9 protein-coding genes are annotated in these 16,521 nt (G+C 68.5%); 4 read left to right on the plus strand and 5 right to left on the minus strand.

The features are described 5' to 3' along the window. The first annotated feature begins 134 nt into the window (after window positions 1-134). The gene (locus tag LC490_RS19980) at window positions 135-1,967 is read left to right on the plus strand and encodes a monovalent cation:proton antiporter-2 (CPA2) family protein (protein ID WP_223621344.1); all 1,833 of its coding nucleotides are present in this window, start codon (window positions 135-137) and stop codon (window positions 1,965-1,967) included. A 1,221-nt stretch (window positions 1,968-3,188) separates the two neighbouring features. On the opposite strand, the gene LC490_RS19985 is transcribed toward LC490_RS19980, so the two are convergent. The 4 genes from LC490_RS19985 to LC490_RS20000 all read right to left on the minus strand — a co-directional run bounded on the left by LC490_RS19985 (window position 3,189) and on the right by LC490_RS20000 (window position 9,456). Further along, window positions 3,189-6,530, minus strand: coding sequence for an ankyrin repeat domain-containing protein (locus tag LC490_RS19985; RefSeq protein ID WP_223621345.1), 3,342 nt, complete (start codon window positions 6,528-6,530; stop codon window positions 3,189-3,191). Further along, window positions 6,523-6,780, minus strand: coding sequence for a YcgL domain-containing protein (locus LC490_RS19990; protein WP_031371229.1), 258 nt, complete (start codon window positions 6,778-6,780; stop codon window positions 6,523-6,525). Before LC490_RS19990 ends, LC490_RS19985 begins: the two co-directional genes overlap by 8 nt. Window positions 6,781-6,987: 207 nt before the next feature. Then, complete coding sequence (cydB, locus tag LC490_RS19995; RefSeq protein WP_031371230.1) at window positions 6,988-7,992, minus strand: cytochrome d ubiquinol oxidase subunit II; 1,005 nt, start codon at window positions 7,990-7,992, stop codon at window positions 6,988-6,990. A gap of 63 nt (window positions 7,993-8,055) precedes the next feature. Continuing rightward, entirely contained in the window at window positions 8,056-9,456 is a 1,401-nt protein-coding gene (locus LC490_RS20000; protein ID WP_223621346.1) for a cytochrome ubiquinol oxidase subunit I, read from the minus strand. Window positions 9,457-10,026: 570 nt separating this feature from the next. Between LC490_RS20000 and LC490_RS20005 the strand changes: the two genes are divergently transcribed. Together LC490_RS20005 and hemF are read left to right on the plus strand one after the other, a co-directional pair. Continuing rightward, window positions 10,027-12,417: a S9 family peptidase gene (locus tag LC490_RS20005; RefSeq protein ID WP_223621347.1), complete on the plus strand. Its 2,391-nt coding sequence runs from the start codon at window positions 10,027-10,029 to the stop codon at window positions 12,415-12,417. A 136-nt stretch (window positions 12,418-12,553) separates the two neighbouring features. Next, entirely contained in the window at window positions 12,554-13,465 is a 912-nt protein-coding gene (gene hemF, locus LC490_RS20010) for an oxygen-dependent coproporphyrinogen oxidase (protein ID WP_223621348.1), read from the plus strand. A 55-nt stretch (window positions 13,466-13,520) separates the two neighbouring features. On the opposite strand, the gene LC490_RS20015 is transcribed toward hemF, so the two are convergent. Next, the gene (locus LC490_RS20015) at window positions 13,521-14,009 is read right to left on the minus strand and encodes a YetF domain-containing protein (protein WP_031371234.1); all 489 of its coding nucleotides are present in this window, start codon (window positions 14,007-14,009) and stop codon (window positions 13,521-13,523) included. Window positions 14,010-14,276: 267 nt separating this feature from the next. Here LC490_RS20015 and LC490_RS20020 point away from each other — a divergent pair, with 267 nt between their 5' ends. Beyond that, complete coding sequence (locus tag LC490_RS20020) at window positions 14,277-16,259, plus strand: TonB-dependent receptor (protein ID WP_223621349.1); 1,983 nt, start codon at window positions 14,277-14,279, stop codon at window positions 16,257-16,259. Window positions 16,260-16,521: the final 262 nt, after the last annotated feature.

Raw genomic sequence — 16,521 nt, forward strand, 5'->3', positions numbered from 1 at the left:
GAAATCCGGGCAGCGGGCAACCATTGCAAAGTACCGACGTCATCCTTCCCGGCTATGCAGCGTTGCGTAATGCAGCGCAGGCCCGATCGTCGCAGCCCCGGCGTATCGCGCCATAATCCCAGCCGGAGGTGCTCATGCACGGTGGCGGTCTAGAACTCGCGTTGTTGTTCCTGCTGGCCGCGGTCATCGCCGTGCCGGTGTTCCGTCGTTTCGGCCTGGGCGCGGTGCTCGGCTATCTGACCGCGGGCGTGGTGCTGGGCCCCTACGGAGTCAAGGTGATCCGCGACGCCGAGCCGGTGCTGGCGGCGTCGGAAATCGGCGTGGTGATGATGCTGTTCGTGATCGGCCTGGAACTGTCGCCGGCGCGCCTGCGGGTGATGCGCAAGCCGGTGTTCGGCGCCGGCGGCCTGCAGGTGCTGCTGAGCGGCCTGGCCCTGGGCGCACTGGCGATGTTCGGCGGCCACATGGGCTGGAAGGCGGCGACCGTGGTCGGCCTCGGCCTGGCCCTGTCCTCGACTGCGGTCTGCTTGCAGCTGTTGTCCGAACGCAAAGGCCTGGCCACCGATTACGGCCGCCTCGCCTTCGCCATCCTGCTGTTCCAGGACCTGGCCGCGATTCCCTTGCTCGCCGCGATTCCGCTGCTCGGCAAGGCCGCCGCGGTCGAAGGCCTGAACTGGATGGCCGTGGCCAAGGCGGTCGGCGCGATCGCCGCGGTGGTGTTCGGCGGTCGCGTGCTGCTGCGCCAGGTGTTCCGCGTGGTCGCGCGCACGCAGATGCCCGAGGTGTTCACCGGCGCGGCCCTGCTGACCGTGCTCGGCTCGGCCTGGATCCTGCAGACCGCCGGGCTGTCGGCCGGCCTCGGCGCCTTCCTCGCCGGCGTGCTGCTGGCCGATTCGGAATTCCGCCACGAGCTCGAATCGCAGATCGAGCCCTTCAAGGGATTGCTGCTGGGCCTGTTCTTCATGGCCGTGGGCATGAGCATCGACCTGCAGCGCGTGCTGGCCGAGCCGGGCACCATCGCCAGCATCGTGCTGGTGCTGCTGTCGGTGAAGTTCATCCTGCTGTTCGGCGTCGGCATCAGCGCCGGCGGGCTGGAGAAACGCGGGGCCTTCCAATTGGCGACGGTGATGTCGTTGGGCGGCGAGTTCGCCTTCATCGTGTTCAACGAAGCGGTCAAGGCCAACCTGCTCGACGACCCGACCCGCGACCGCCTGATCGCCGCGGTCGGCGTGTCGATGGCGCTGACCCCGCTGTTGATGATCGGCGCCCAGCGCATGCTCGACGCGGCGCCGGCCGAGAAGCCCAAGCGTCCCTACGACGACATTCCCGACCATCACCCGCAGGTATTGATCGCCGGCATGGGCCGTTTCGGCCAGATCGTCGCGCGCCTGCTGGTGGCGCACCGCACGCCTTTCATCGCCATCGAGAACAGCGCCGACCAGGTCGACTTCATGCGCCGCTTCGGCAACATGATCTATTACGGCGACCCGGCCCGGCCCGAGTTGTTGCGTTCGGCCGGCGCGGCGCAGGTGAAGATCTTCGTGATCGCCATCGACGACCGCGACAGCGGCATCCGCACGGTGCGCACGATCCGCCGCCTGTACCCGAAGGCGAAAGTGTTCGCCCGCGCCCGCGACCGTCGTCATGCCTGGGACCTGATGGACCTCGGCGCCGAGCCGATGCGCGAGACCTTCCATTCCAGCCTCAAGCTCGGCGAAGACGTGCTGGTCGAACTCGGCGTCGCCCCGGAGACCGCGCGCGACCACGTCGAACGCTTCCGCGAACTCGACGAGCGCATGCTCAACGCCCAGTACCTGGTCCACGACGACGAGGACGCGTTGATCCAGACCGCACGCGATGCGCGTAAGGAATTGGAAGAGCTGTTCGACGCCGACCGAGGCGAAGGCATGCTCGCCGATATGGTCGAGAAACAGGGCCCGGTGCCAGAGCATGTGACGCGGCATTGAGGGTGCGGCGGCGTCGATGGAAGGGTGCGCACCGATTCGCATCGCATTGAACCGATGCGGATGGATGCTCTGCTCTTGCTCGAGCAATGCAGCGCCGCGAATCCATCCCTGTAGGAGCGGCGTCCTACTGGATTTGCTTCGGTCATGAGCCGCGACCGCCTCGTTTCAATCTCGCGTCGATGCGGGCCGAAGCCCGTCAGGGTAGGAGCGGCGCGAGCCGCGACCGCGTCGTTTCGGTCTCGCGGCGTAACGCTCACGCAAGATCAGGATCAGGATCAGGATCAAACGCTAAGAGCTTCCGCCACTAAAGCGGCGGGTTACTTTCTTTTGTCTAAAGCAACAAAAGAAAGGTAACCAAAGAAAAATGCTCTCTTTGAATCAAGGGCCCGCACGATCGATGTCGACGCAGTGATCTACATACGGGACATCCCTGTCCCGATGAAAAACGGCCCGCATCCCTGCGCGCCGCCCTCCGGGTCTTCGATGGCCTTCGCGAGTTCGAAATGGCGCACGGCAACAGCGATCCTGCGTCCACGACGATTCAAGGGGTAGGAGCGGCGCAAGCCGCGACCACGCAGTCACGATCGCCCGCGCCGGCGGCCGTAGATTCGCGGTCGCGGCTTGCGCCGCTCCTACCCTAAGAGCACGGCAACCGTGGTCGTAATGAGCTTGGCGCAGTTCCGAATTTGCGAGAACACCTGGAGACCCGGAGGGCGGCGCACAGGACGTGCGCCGTTTTCCGATAAGACAGGGATGTCTTATCGGAAAATCCCGGCGCTAGCTGCGTACTCGTGGCCTGTGCCCTTGCAAGGAGAGCCCTTTTCTTTGGTTACTTTTCTTTTGGGCTTAGCAAAAGAAAGTAACCCGGCCGCGTCAGCGGACGGAAGCTTTGCTATTGATGTTGCTTCACCGCTCTGTGATAACAAACACCACGAGGGCAAGCCACGCGGTCGCGGCTCGCGCCGCTCCTACCCTGTGGAGTTTCACTTCGATCAATAACGGCGTAGTTGCTGTCTCTGCGCGTTCCGCGGTCGCGGCTTACGCCGCTCCTACAGGGACATCCGGCGATACGAGGCGAGACCGTGGCCGCGCGGTCGCGGCTCGCGCCGCTCCTACCCTGTGGAGTTTCGCTTCGATCAGTAACGGCGTAATTGCTGTCTCTGCGCGCCCCGTGGTCGCGGCTCACGCCGCTCTTACAGAAAACCCCTCGCGGCGAACCGCTCAGCCGCCCGGGCCGCGCAGGAAGCGCGCCATCGACACGTTGCTGCCGTTGCCCGGCGCCGGCGGGGTGAACTCGGCGGCGATGTCGATGAAGCCGCGCATCACCGCGATCTCGCGCGGGGTGCGGTTGAGGGCATCGCGCATGTCCGGGTTGGCGCCGTGGCGCATCAGGCGCTGCACCACACGCAACAAGCCGTGCAGCGCCGCCAGGTGCAGCGGACCGAAACCGCGCGGGTCCTGCACGTCGAGCGAGGCGTCGTGATCGAGCAACAGTTCCAGGCCGGCGATCAACACGTCTTCGTCGGCCGCGGTGCCGGGTTCGGCGCGCGCGCCCAGCAGCAACAGTAACGGCGTCGCGCCGGCCGCGGACTGATCGGCATCGACGCCCGCCAGCAGCAAGGTGTCGAACAAGGCCACCAGGCGGCTGCGCTCGCGCGCGGTGAAGCCGAACATCGCGGCGCAATGCAGGGCCATGCGGCCTTGCGCGTCGCGGGCATGGACGTCGGCGCCGGCGGTCAGCAGGCGCGCGGCCAGGTCGGTGAGGCCGAGCGCGCAAGCGACCATCAGCACGGTCAGGTCGCCGGGCAGGCGCTGTTCCAGCGAGGCGCCGGCGGCGACCAGGCGGTCGACAATTTCGGCATGGCGCATGCTGACCGCGGCCGACAGCGGGGTCGCACCGGAATGCGCGGCGAGCTGCGGGTCGGCGCCGCGCGCGAGCAGCAGGTCGACGACCGCGCGATGGCCGCCACCGGCGGCGCGCAGCAGCGCGGTGCAGCCCTGGCTGTCGAGCGCATCGACCGGCAGGCCGAGATCGAGCAGGCGGCGCACCGCATCGGCGTCGCCGACGATGGCCGCGGCCGGGACGTCCTGCGCGTGCAGAGCGCGGCGCGGCAGGGCCCAGCCACGCCAATCCAGCCAGTCGGCCAGATCGCGGCGGCCCGAGGACAGGGCCACGCCGAGCGGGGTCTGGCCGTCGGCGGCGAGCAGGTCGGGCGCGGCGCCGTTGGCGACCAGGCGCTTGAGCATGCTCTCGCGGCCCAACGCGGCGGCCAGGTGCAGGGCGCTCATGCCGTGGCTGTCGCGGGTATTGAGGTCGACGCCGGCGGCGAGCAGGCGTTCGAGCAAACGCGACCAGCCCAAGCGCACCGCGATCGCCAGCGGCGGATCGCCGGCCGGGGTCGGCGAAAACACGTCGGCGCCGCGCTCGATCAGGTCGAGGGCGAACTGCTCCAGGCCGCGGGTGGCCTGATCGCCGGCCGAACAGGTCGCCAGGAAGCGGCCGAGGCCGCCGCGACCGGCCGGCGAGACGCCGTGGCGCAGCAAGGCCTGCAAGGCCGGCATCGCGGCCGGGGTGCGATCGAGCAGGGCGAACACCACGGTGTCGCCGTTCGTGTCGCGCACGTTGACGTCGGCGCCCTGGCCGAGCAACCAGTCGATGCGTTCGGCCGAGGGGATCTGGCCGTCTTCTTCGTGCAACTGCGCGCCGAGCTCGCTCGGGCTCAGCAACTTGGCCAGGCCGGTCAGTTCGGCGGCGCGGCCTTCGCGCAGGCCGTCGCGCAGCAGCGCGGCCGGCATGCGGTCGACGATCACCCGCTCGCCCTCGCCGTCCTCGCTGTCGCCTTCGCCGCTGACCGCGGCCGGCAAGGGATAGGCGCGGTCGAGCGCGGCCACCAACGACCAGCGGCCGGCCTCGGCGGCGCGGTCGACCGCGCGCTTGCCGTGGCGGTCGCGCAGTTCCGGGTCGATACCGAGGTCGAGCAAGCGCACCACCAGCGGCGGCGAGGCGGTCTCGGCCTGGCAGGCCAGGATCAGGGCGCTGGCGCCGTCGGCATCGAGCGCCGCGGCTTCGGCCACGCCACCCTGCGGCAGGTGTTCGAGCAGGCGTTCGAGCACCGCCGGGCGCGCACCGCGCGCGGCTTCGAGCAGCGGCGTGCGCTGTTGGGTGTCGATCGCGCCGGCATCGGCGCCGGCGGCGAGCAAGGCAGTGACGATATCGAGGTGGCCGGCGAACGCGGCCACGTGCAGGGCGCTGCGGCGCTGACCGTCGCGGGCGTCGATGCGCGCCTTGTGCTTGAGCAGCAATTGCACGCCGGCCGGATCGTCCTCGTCGCCGCCGGCCGCGGCCAGCAGCGCCGGGGCGCCGCCGGGCTGTTCGGTCTTGGCGCCGCGTTCGAGCAGGAACTTGGCCAGGCGCCAGTTGCCGCTGGCGCAGGCCACGCCGAGCGGGGAAAAGCCGTCGTGGTTGACCGGGTCGAGTTCGGCCTGGGCGTCGCGCAACAAGGCGGCGACGCCGGGGTCGGAACTGCGCGCGGCGTGGTGCAGCGGGGTGTTGCCTTCGTGATCGGCCAGGCGCGGGTCGGCGCCGTTGGCGAGCAGGGTCATGACCGCGTCGGGACGGCCGTGCCAGCTGTCGCGGGTGGCGGCCAGCAGCGGGGTCATGCCGGCGGTGGCGGCGTTCAGATCGACGCCGGCGCCGATCAGGGCGCGCAGCAGGCGCAGGTCGGGCAGCACCGCGGCCAGCACCGGCAGGCTGCGGCGGTCGCGATCCTCGGCGGCCGGCAGCACGTTGACGTCGGCGCCGAGTTCGATCAGCTCCAGCGCGCGCTCGACCTTGCCGGCGCGCGCGGCCGCGTACAGGGCCGGCTCCAACGCTTCGTCGTCGCCGAGTTCGTCGACCTGGGTGACGGTGTCGAGTTCCGGGTCGAAATCGACGCCGGGCAGGTAGTCGGCCGGGGCGATCCGCTGCAACAGCACGTGCAGGGCCGGCGAGACCAGGGCGAACACGACCGCCAAGGTCCAGCGCAGGCCATCGCTCAACAGGCCCGGCCAGGCCAGCACCAGGATCAGCCCGACCAGGCCGGCGACGATCGCCGCCACGCCGAGGCCGCGCCAGGCGCCGAGATCGAGATCGGGCAAGCGCGCCCATTGCGGCGCCAGCGCCGCACCTTCGCGCTCGGCCTCCTGCCACAGCGGCCACAGCCGCCACAGCGCCAGCAGCACCAGCCCGGCGACCACGCTCAGGCCCAGCACCGCCAGCAGCGAGCCGCTCTGCAACAACGCGCTCAGCGGCCAGGCCACCAGCACCGCGGTGGCCGCGGTCGCGCCGCCCCACAGCGTCGCCAGCACCGGCCATTCGCTGCGCCACTGCGGCGCGGCGTCGCGCCGCTGCCACAGGCGCGCGGCGATCGCGAACGCCGGCTGCGCCAGCGCGCCGCCGATCAGCGCCGCCAACGCACCGCCGACGCTGCCGCCGAAACCGGTCGCCAGGGCCAGCACCAGGCCGGCGGCGAGCACAAGGGCGAGATCGCGGGACGGGGCGCGCGGAGTCTGGGCGTCAGGCATCGGGTGTCCGCGCCTCCTCGAGGGCCGGCGGGAACTGGAGATGGAAACCGCGCAGGCGCAGATTCTCCCGGACCGCCGCGGCATCGGCGCGGGCGAGTTTGCGTTCCGGGGTCAGCGCGGTTTCGAGCACGAATTGCAGGGTGCCCAGTTGATCGCGGACAGCGTCGGGCAAACGGGCGAAATCGTCGCGCTCGCTCAAAAACACATAGGTGTCTGCCTTGCGGAGACTTTTGTAAACGTAGGCTTGCATTAGGGCGGGCGGGTACGGCCGGGGGACGGGTTTTTCTGCGCCGCAGATGTGATGTACAGCATACCCGCCCGTCCGGGTGTCGCGAACCTGGGCGTTCAGCGCCAGGCGCAAGCCGAAGTGTTAGGACCGCCCCGTCGACGATCCAGTCGTGCGGACGGCGGCCCCGATGGGCAGCGTCCCGGTCCTATCTGCGAACGCCGGGCCGTATCAATGATACCCGGCGTCGGCGGCGATCTTGCCGCGGAACACGCGATACGACCAATACGTGTAGCCCAGGATCGCCGGCAGCAGCACCACCAGCCCGGCCAGCACGAAGCCCTGCGACGACGGCGGCGAGGCCGCATCCCAGATCGACAGCCCCGGCACGATGTTCGGCCAGATCCCCAGCACCAGGCCGAGGAAGCCGAGCACGAAGAACAACAAGGCGTAGACGAAAGGCTGGGCGTCGTTGCCCTCGCGCATCACCGCGCGCCACAGGGCATAAGCGTTGCCGATCACCAGCAGCGGCACCGGGAACAGCCAGTAGAAATTCCCGCCCTCGAACCAGCGCGCCATGATCCGCGAATCCAGGAACGGCAGCCAGGCGCTGACCAGACCGATGAACACCGCCACCACCAACACCAGCGGCCGCGCCAGGGTGCGGGCGATCTGCTGCATGCGGCCGTCGGTCTTGAGGATCAGCCAGGTCGAACCGAGCAGCGCATAACCGAACACCACCGCCGCGCCGGTCAGCATCGAGAACGGGCTGAACCAGTCGAACACGCCGCCGACGTACTTGCCTTCCTGCATCGGCATGCCCTCGACGATCGCGCCGAGGATCAAGCCTTGCGCGAAGGCGCAGAAGATCGAGCCCAGCGCGAACGCCGCGCCCCAGGCCGGCTTGGCGCGCCGCGCCTTGAACCGGAACTCGAAGGCGACGCCGCGGAACACCAGCGCGATCAGCATCAGCAACACCGGCAAGTACAGCGCCGACAGCACCAGCGCATACGCCTTCGGGAACGCGGCAAGCAGGCCGGCGCCGCCGAGCACCAGCCAGGTTTCGTTGCCGTCCCAGATCGGCGCGGCGGTATTCATCATGTGATCGAGCTGGCCTTCGTCCTCGGCGAACGGCGCCAGGATGCCGAGGCCGAGCACGAAACCGTCGAGCAACACGTACATCAGCACGCCGAAGCCGATCACGCCGAACCAGATCACGGGCAGCCAGTATTCCATCGTCCTACTCCATCGTGCTTTGCATGAGCGCGCGCGGCCTCGCCGGCGCGCACCGGGCCGCGCCTAGGCGCCGGCTTCGCTGGATTCGTCCGGCAACGACAACGGCCGCGCCGGGGTCTTCTCGCCCTGCTCGCTGCGCGGTGGCGGTTCGTGCGGATGCGGGCCCTTGCGGATCAGCTTGACCAGATAGCCGATGCCGGCGCCGAACACGACGAAATAGACCACCGCGAACACGATCAGCGAGGTCATCACGCTGGCCGCCGCGATCGGGCTGACCGCATCGGCGGTGCGCAACAAGCCGTAGATCACGTAGGGCTGGCGGCCGATCTCGACCACGTACCAACCCGACAGCAAGGCGACGAAACCGCTCAGGGTCAGCACGCGCCAGCCCCACAGCGCCGCGCGCGATTGGTACAAGCGCCCGCGCCACCACTGCCACAGCGAGAACAGCACCAGCAGCAGCATCGCCACGCCGAGCCCGACCATGATGCGGAAGGCGTAGAACACCGGTTTCACCGGCGGCCGTTCGCTGGCCGGGACCGACTTCAGCGGCTGGATGTCGCCGTCGAGGGTGTGGGTGAGGATCAGGCTGCCGAGCTTCGGCACCGCGATTTCGTAGTCGTTGCGTTCGGCTTTTTCGTTCGGCACCGCGAATAGGATCAGCGGCACGCCTTCGCCGGGCGCGCCCGACTCCCAGTGCGCCTCCATCGCCGCGACCTTGATCGGTTGGTGTTCGCGCACGTTCAAACCGTGCAGGTCGCCGACGAAGACCTGCGCCGGCACGGTGATCGCGGCGAAGATCACCGCCGCTTTGAGCATGCGCTTGCCGGCTTCGACGTGCACACCGCGCAGCAGATACGACGCGGCGACGCCGCCGATCACGAAGCAGGTGGTGATGAAGGCCGCCAGCACCATGTGGGCGAGGCGGTACGGGAACGAGGGGTTGAAGACGATCGCCCACCAGCTGTCGGGTTCGAACACGCCTTCGACGATCTTGTAGCCGGCCGGCGTCTGCATCCAGCTGTTGGCCGAGATGATCCAGAACGTCGAAATCAGCGTGCCCAGCGCGACCATGCAGGTGGCGAGGAAATGCATGCGTTCCTTGACCCGGCTCCAGCCGAACAGCATCACGCCGAGGAAGGTCGCTTCGAGGAAGAACGCGGTCAGCACCTCGTAGGACAGCAGCGGGCCGAGGATGTTGCCGGCCTGTTCGCTGAGCACCGCCCAGTTGGTGCCGAACTGGAAGCTCATGACGATGCCCGAGACCACGCCCATGCCGAACGACACGGCGAAGACCTTGGTCCAGAAGAAATACAGATCGCGCCAGAGCGTGTCGCGGGTGCGCAGCCAACGCCATTCGACGAAGGCCAGCCAACTGGCCAGGCCGATGGTGAAGGCCGGGAACAGGATGTGGAACGAGATCACGAAGCCGAACTGGATACGCGACAGCAGCAGGGCGTCCACGTGTATTGCCTCCACGGCGCCATACAGTGCGCCGGCCTGTTCATCTTGCGCCGCAGCGTGGGCGCGGTAAACGCGGATTACGGCGATTTCGTCGAATCACATAAACCGCAAAGACGTGATCGCGACGTGTTGATGCGATCCGGGTACGGCGGCGCTGGCCACTGGCGACCGCGGCAAGAGCGCGTCGCCTCAAGGCCTCGATGAGATCGCGAACGCGCCTGCCGGGCCCGGGACTGCATCACGAAACCGCCCGAATCCGGCCGGCCTCGTGCGACAAAATGCGACACGCGGCCATGACGGACGCGCGGCCCCTGCGAAGGGCGATCCGCGCCGGTGCGGCGACGCGAACGGCAATCTTTGCCGGCGCGGCGACGCGCCGGGGCCGGTTTCGGCAAAGCCGGCGAGCGGGCTCGGACAAGCCGCGAGAACGGGCCCGCCACGCCGCCGCCGATTCATCGGCCGCGACCCTCGCCGGACCGGCGATCATAGGCCTGGGCATGACCAACGGCCGGCCCGTCGGACGCTATCCGGCTGCTACCCTGCGCGGACTTTTGTCCCAGAGCCCGCTCGATGCGCCTTTCCTTCGTCACGCTCGCCGCGCTGCCTTGCGCGCTGTTCGCCTCCGCCGCCTTCGCCCAGGCCGCCGCGCCGCTGACCCTGGCCGACACCATGGCCAACCCGGACTGGATCGGAGCCCCGGTCGAACGCGCCTGGTGGAGTTGGGACGGCCAGCGCGTGCAGTACCAGCTCAAGCGCGACGACTCGATCATCCGCGACACCTGGCAGGTCGGCGTCGCCGGCGGCACGCCGCTGCGGCTCGACGGCGCCGCGCGCAACGATCTCGACGGCGCCAATCCGGCCTACGACGCCCAGCGCACGCGCATGGCCTTCGTGCGTAACGGCGACATCTTCGTGCGCGACCTGCGCAGCGGCGCGCTGACCCAGGTCACCCGCAGCAACGACACCGAGTCGCGGCCGCAGTGGAGCCGCGACGGCAACCTGGTATTCCGCGTCGACAACCAGTGGTACCAGTGGCGTGCCGGCCAGGGCCTCAGCCAGGCCGCCCAGGTCCGTGCCGAGAACGACCCGGCCAAGGCGCCGAAAGCCGACGACCTGCGCGAACGCCAGCTCGCCATGCTGCAGACCCTGCGCGAGGACCGCGCCCAGCGCGAAGCCGCGCGCGAGCAGGACGACGCCTGGCGCCGCAGCGACGGCAGCCGCGCGCCGAAGCCGACCTATCTCGGCGACGACGTCGAGATCGTCGACAGCGCGCTGTCGCCCGATGCGCGCTGGCTGCTCGTCGTCACCCAGGCCAAGAAGGGCGATGCCGGCGCCGCCGGCAAGATGCCCAAGTACGTGACCGAGTCGGGCTACGAGGAATTCGAGGAAGTGCGCACCCGCGTCGGCCGCAACGAACCGCTGCCGCAGAAGCTGTGGCTGGTCGACGTCGCCAACGCCAAGGCCAGCGAACTCAAGTTCGGCGGCCTGCCCGGCATCGGCGAGGACCCGCTCGCGGCGCTGCGCAAGGCCGCCAAGAAGGACCCGCTGAAGGGCGAGCGCCCGGTCCGCATCGAGACCGACGGCGACGGCAGCGGCGTCTCGATCCGCTGGAGCGACGACGGCCGCCAGGCCGCGGTGCTGGTGCGCGCGATCGACAACAAGGACCGCTGGCTGGCCTCGGTCGACCTCGGCAAGGCCGCGCTGCAGCCCTGCCACCGCCTCACCGATGCGGCCTGGATCGGCTGGAACTTCAACGATTTCGGCTGGCTGCCCGACACCGGCAAGGGCGACGGCGAGCTGTGGCTGCTGTCGGAACAGAGCGGCTACTCGCACCTGTACGTCGCCAGCGGCGGCGGCGCGCCGCGCGCGATCACCTCCGGCCGCTGGGAAGTCTCCGAGCCGGAATTGAGCGCCGACGGCAAGACCTTCTTCTTCCTGTGCAACCGCAAGTGGCCGGGCGACTACGAAGTCTGCGCGGTCGACCGCAACGGCGGCGCGGTGCGCGAAGTGACCGCGCTCGACGGCGTCGAAAACTTCATGCTCTCGCCCGACGGCCGCAAGGTGCTGGTGCGCCATTCCGACAGCTACACCCCGCCGCAGCTCGCCGTGGTCGACAGCAGCGGCGAGAACACCGTCGCCCTGACCGACACGCGCAAGCCGGGCTTCCGCGAACGCGAATGGATCCAGCCCGAGTACGTGCAGGTGCCGTCCAAGCACGGCGCCGGCACCGTCTGGGGCAAATTCTACGGGCCGAAGAGTTACGAGCCGGGCAAGAAGTACCCGATCGTGATGTTCGTGCACGGCGCCGGCTACCTGCAGAACGTCAGCGCGCGCTACCCAAACTACTTCCGCGAGCAGATGTTCCACAACCTGCTGGTCCAGGAAGGCTATGTCGTGCTCGATCTCGACTACCGCGCCTCCGAAGGCTACGGCCGCGACTGGCGCACCGCGATCTACCGGCAGATGGGCCACCCGGAACTCGAGGATTATCTGGACGGCCTGGAATGGCTGGTCGCCAACAAGCAGGGCGACCGCGACCGCGCCGGCATCTACGGCGGCTCCTACGGCGGCTTCATGACCTTCATGGCCCTGTTCCGCGAACCCGGCACCTTCAAGGCCGGCGCCGCACTGCGCCCGGTCGCCGACTGGTCGCAGTACAACCACGAATACACCTCGAACATCCTCAACACGCCCGAGCTCGACCCGGAGGCGTACAAGAAGTCCTCGCCGATCGAATACGCCAGCGGCCTCAAGGATCACCTGCTGATCGCCCACGGCATGATCGACGACAACGTGTTCTTCAAGGACTCGGTGATGCTGAGCCAGCGCCTGATCGAGCTGCGCAAGGACAAGTGGGAACTCGCGCCCTACCCGATGGAGCGCCACAGCTTCGTGCGCGCCGACTCGTGGTACGACGAGTACCGCCGCATCCACGAGCTGTTCAATCGCACCTTGAAGTAGCGCGGCCGGCGCGGGTCGTCGCCACGACCCGCGCCCGCGCCGGCGGCCGCATCCGACCGTCACGGCCAATGGCCGGCTCGCAGCCTCGGGCAATCTGTCCAAGGCTCATCGCGCCCGGGCCCACTACAATGGGCCCATGAACGATTTCGACCGCGTACGCGAGTATCTCTCCGGCCTGCAGGACCGCCTGTGCGCCGCCATCGAACAAGCCGACGGCGGCGCGCGCTTCGCCGAGGACCTGTGGCAACGCGCCGAGGGCGGCGGCGGACGCACCCGTATCCTGCGCGGCGGCAAGGTCTTCGAGCAGGCCGGGATCGGCTTCTCCGACGTCTCCGGCACCACCCTGCCGCCGTCGGCGACCGCGGCGCGCCCCGAGCTCGCCGGCGCCTCGTGGCGTGCGGTCGGGGTGTCGCTGGTGTTCCACCCGCACAACCCCTATCTGCCGACCACCCACGCCAACGTGCGCCACTTCCGCGCCATGCGCGACGGCGAGACCGTGGCCTGGTGGTTCGGCGGCGGTTTCGACCTGACCCCGTTCTATCCCTTCGACGAAGACGTGCGCCACTGGCATCGCACCGCACGCGAACTATGCGAGCCGTTCGGCGGCGACGAACGCTATCGGGCACACAAACGCTGGTGCGACGAGTATTTCTTCCTCAAGCACCGCAACGAGACCCGCGGCGTCGGCGGCTTGTTCTTCGACGACCTGCACGGCGACTTCGAACGCGACTTCGCCTATCAGCGCGCCGTCGGCGACGGTTTCCTCGACGCCTACCTGCCGCTGGTCGAACGCCGCAAGGACATGCCCTACGGCGAGCGCGAGCGGCAGTTCCAGCTGTATCGCCGCGGCCGCTACGTCGAATTCAACCTGGTGTTCGACCGCGGCACCCTGTTCGGCCTGCAGTCGGGCGGACGCACCGAGTCGATCCTGATGAGCCTGCCGCCGCTGGTGCGTTGGGAATACGGCTACACGCCGGAAGCCGAGAGCGACGAAGCGCGGCTGGCCGCGTATCTGGTGCCGCGCGATTGGCTTGGGAGCGAGGAGTGAGCGCAAAGGAGTGAGGAGCGAGTAAAACCGCCGCACTCTCGCCTCTACCAACTACTCACAACTGGTTACTCGTTCCTCGCTTCAAAATCGTGATGTGGCCGTTGGTCTCCAGCATCGCCACCGCGATGTCGTCGATCTGCGCGCAATCGTTCTCGCGCATCGCCTTGTCGAAATCCGCGCGGCTGACCAGTTCGCGGCGCAGCACGTCGCGGAACACGTGGCCGTCGCGCGCGAGCACCACCGGCACGCCTTCGAGCACGCGCTCGATGCGGTCGTTGCGCGAGGCGATATAGCCCACGCCCCAGTTCAACAGCATCAAGGTCGCCGCCAGGATCAGGCCGCCGCCGACCGAGGTGTCGGTGCCGAGCAAGGCGTTCTGCACGGCATTGCCGAGCAACACGATCAGCAGCATGTCGAACGAGGTGAACTGGCCCATCGTGCGTTTGCCCGACAGCCGGATCATGGCCAGCAAGACGAAATAGACGATGCAGGCGCGCACCAGGTATTGCCACCAGGGCATCGACAGATCGAAGGCGTCGGTCATGAACTCGGCTCCGGCAAGGCGAGGGCCGATTGTGGCCCGACCGGCCGTGCATCGGGCGTCATCGCCGGCGACAGGGCGCGACAGCCGGCGCGAATCCACACTTGTTGATCATGATTCGCATTTGCATCCTGGGGACAGGGACCGCAGAATGCACAGGCTTCGCCCGCCCGGGGTTCTCCAGCCAGCGCGAAGCCTTCCCTATCCAGCGTCCGCCTGCGCCGTTCCGGCCGCAGGCGTTTGCGCGCCTATCCGAAGGAACGCCGCCTCATGTCCGCTCCGTCTTCGCGTCTGCTGTCCGGTCTGGCCCTGTTGGCCTGCGCCCCGCTCGCCCATGCCGCCGAGAGCGGCGACGCGGCGCGCACCCTGGACTCGATCACCGTGGTCGCCGAACGCGAGCCGGGCAATTTCGATCTCGACCGCGGCGAGATCGAGCTGAGCCAGGCCTCCGACCTCAGCGACCTGTTGTCGAACGAATCCGGCGTCGCCGTCGGCGGCGGCTCGCCGGTCGCGCAGAAGATCTACGTGCGCGGCTTCGAAGACACCATGCTCAACGTCACCATCGACGGCGCACAGGAGCCGGCCGAGTTGTATCACCACCAGACCCGGGTGCAGATCGAGCCGGAGTTCATCAAGTCGATCGAACTCGATGCCGGCGCCGGTGCGGCCACCAGCGGCGCCGGCGCGCTGACCGGCGCGTTGCGCGTGCGCACCCGCGACGCCTTCGACCTGCTGCGCCCCGGCCAGGACGCGGGCTTCCTGGTCAAGGCCGCGGCCGGCCTCAACGGCGGCAACAGCTACAAGGGCGTGCTGGCCGGCTACGGCCGCCTGTCCGACGGGCTCGGCGTGCTCGCCACCTACGTCTATCAGGACGGCGGCGATTACGACGACGGCCACGGCGACCGGGTCAAGCCGACCGCCTACCGGCACGAACGCGCCCAGTTCAAGCTCAGCGGCCTGTTCGATGCGCACAGCTTCGACCTGTCGGCCGAACACCTCGACGACACCGGCACGTATTACGAACGCCCGCACATGACCAACTTCAGCGGTCGTTTCGTCCTGTCGGATCACCAGATGCGCCGCGACACGGTGTCCTACGAGCACCGTTACGACCCCGACAGCGACGCACTGAACCTGCGCATCAACGCCTACCGCACCCGCAGCGAATACCAGAACCGCCGCAACACCACCGGCCTGCTCTACAGCGCCGGCGAACAGACCAGCACCGGCCTGGACCTGCGCAACACCGCGCTGTGGCAGTCGTTATCGCTGACCTACGGCCTGGACTACCGCAGCGACCGCCTGCATGCGCGCCAGCAGGCCACGCCGCCGCCGTTCTGGGGCCGCACCGAACAGACCGCGCGCGTGTTCGGCGCCTACGCCCAGGGCGACTGGGACGTGTCGCCGCAATGGAAGCTCTCGGCCGGTCTGCGTTACGACGATTACCGCCACAGGGGCGTGTCCGGCGTCAGCGCCGGCGCCGCCAACGACGCAGACAAGCTCAGCCCGAACCTGTCGATCGCGTGGACGCCGATCGAGCCGTTGACCTTCCGCCTGGCCTATTCGGAAGCCTTCCGCGGCGTGACCATCCGCGAAGCCTTCTTCAGCGCGCTCTACACCCACCGCGGCGATCTCGAAGGCGAACGCGCCGACAACCTCGAATTCGGCGTGTCCTGGGAGCGCAACGGTTACTTCGCCCGCGCCACCGCCTTCCGCCAGAACATCGAGCACTACATCTCGGCGGTGTATTCGGGCCAGGCCGCCTGGGGCTATTGGGAGAATATCGGCGACGCCAAGGTCGAAGGCTACGAGGCCGAGATCGGCAAGCGCTGGCAGCGCATGGGCGTGAGCGTCGGCGTGTGGCAGTCGGACAACAGCTTCGAGGACCGCCCGCTCAACGATGCGGACCTCGGCCTGGGCACCAGCATCGGCCGCACCTGGACCGCGCGCTACGACTGGCAGCCCGCGTCCGGACAGGCCGACTACGCGGTGCGCGCGCGCCTGGTCGAGGACGAACGCAACAGCATCGCCGCCGATGCGCCCGACAAGCCGGGCTACGCCGTGGTCGACCTGATGGCGAACTGGAATCTGCTCGGCGACGATCGCCTGAAACTCGGCGCGGCGGTCAACAATCTGTTCGATCGTTTTTATTACGACCACGGCACTTACGGTTATCAGGCCGGTTCGAAAAGTTATATCGGTTTCCCGTCGCCGGGTCGCGAACTGTCGTTGTCGCTGACGTATCGATTCTGAGGATGCATCGATTCCGAGGCGGCGCGCTGCATACGCATCGGTGATTAATAGCGCAGATAGCGACGACGCCTGGCGTCGCCCGCGAAACGCAGGCCTGGCCTACGTTAAGCGTGTTCAGTAAACTTTCTGTCGCGCAAATAAAAAGCCCCGCAGGCAGGGGGGGCCGGCGGGGCTGGTGGAGCGTGACCTGGGGAGGGGTCGTTCGCTCCGGGGGATCACTCCAGGGGAGGGAGAGATCAGCGACAGACGTTGCATCTGTCGC

The sequence above is a fragment of the Lysobacter sp. ESA13C genome, from assembly GCF_019970005.1.
Classification (GTDB): domain Bacteria; phylum Pseudomonadota; class Gammaproteobacteria; order Xanthomonadales; family Xanthomonadaceae; genus Lysobacter; species Lysobacter antibioticus_B.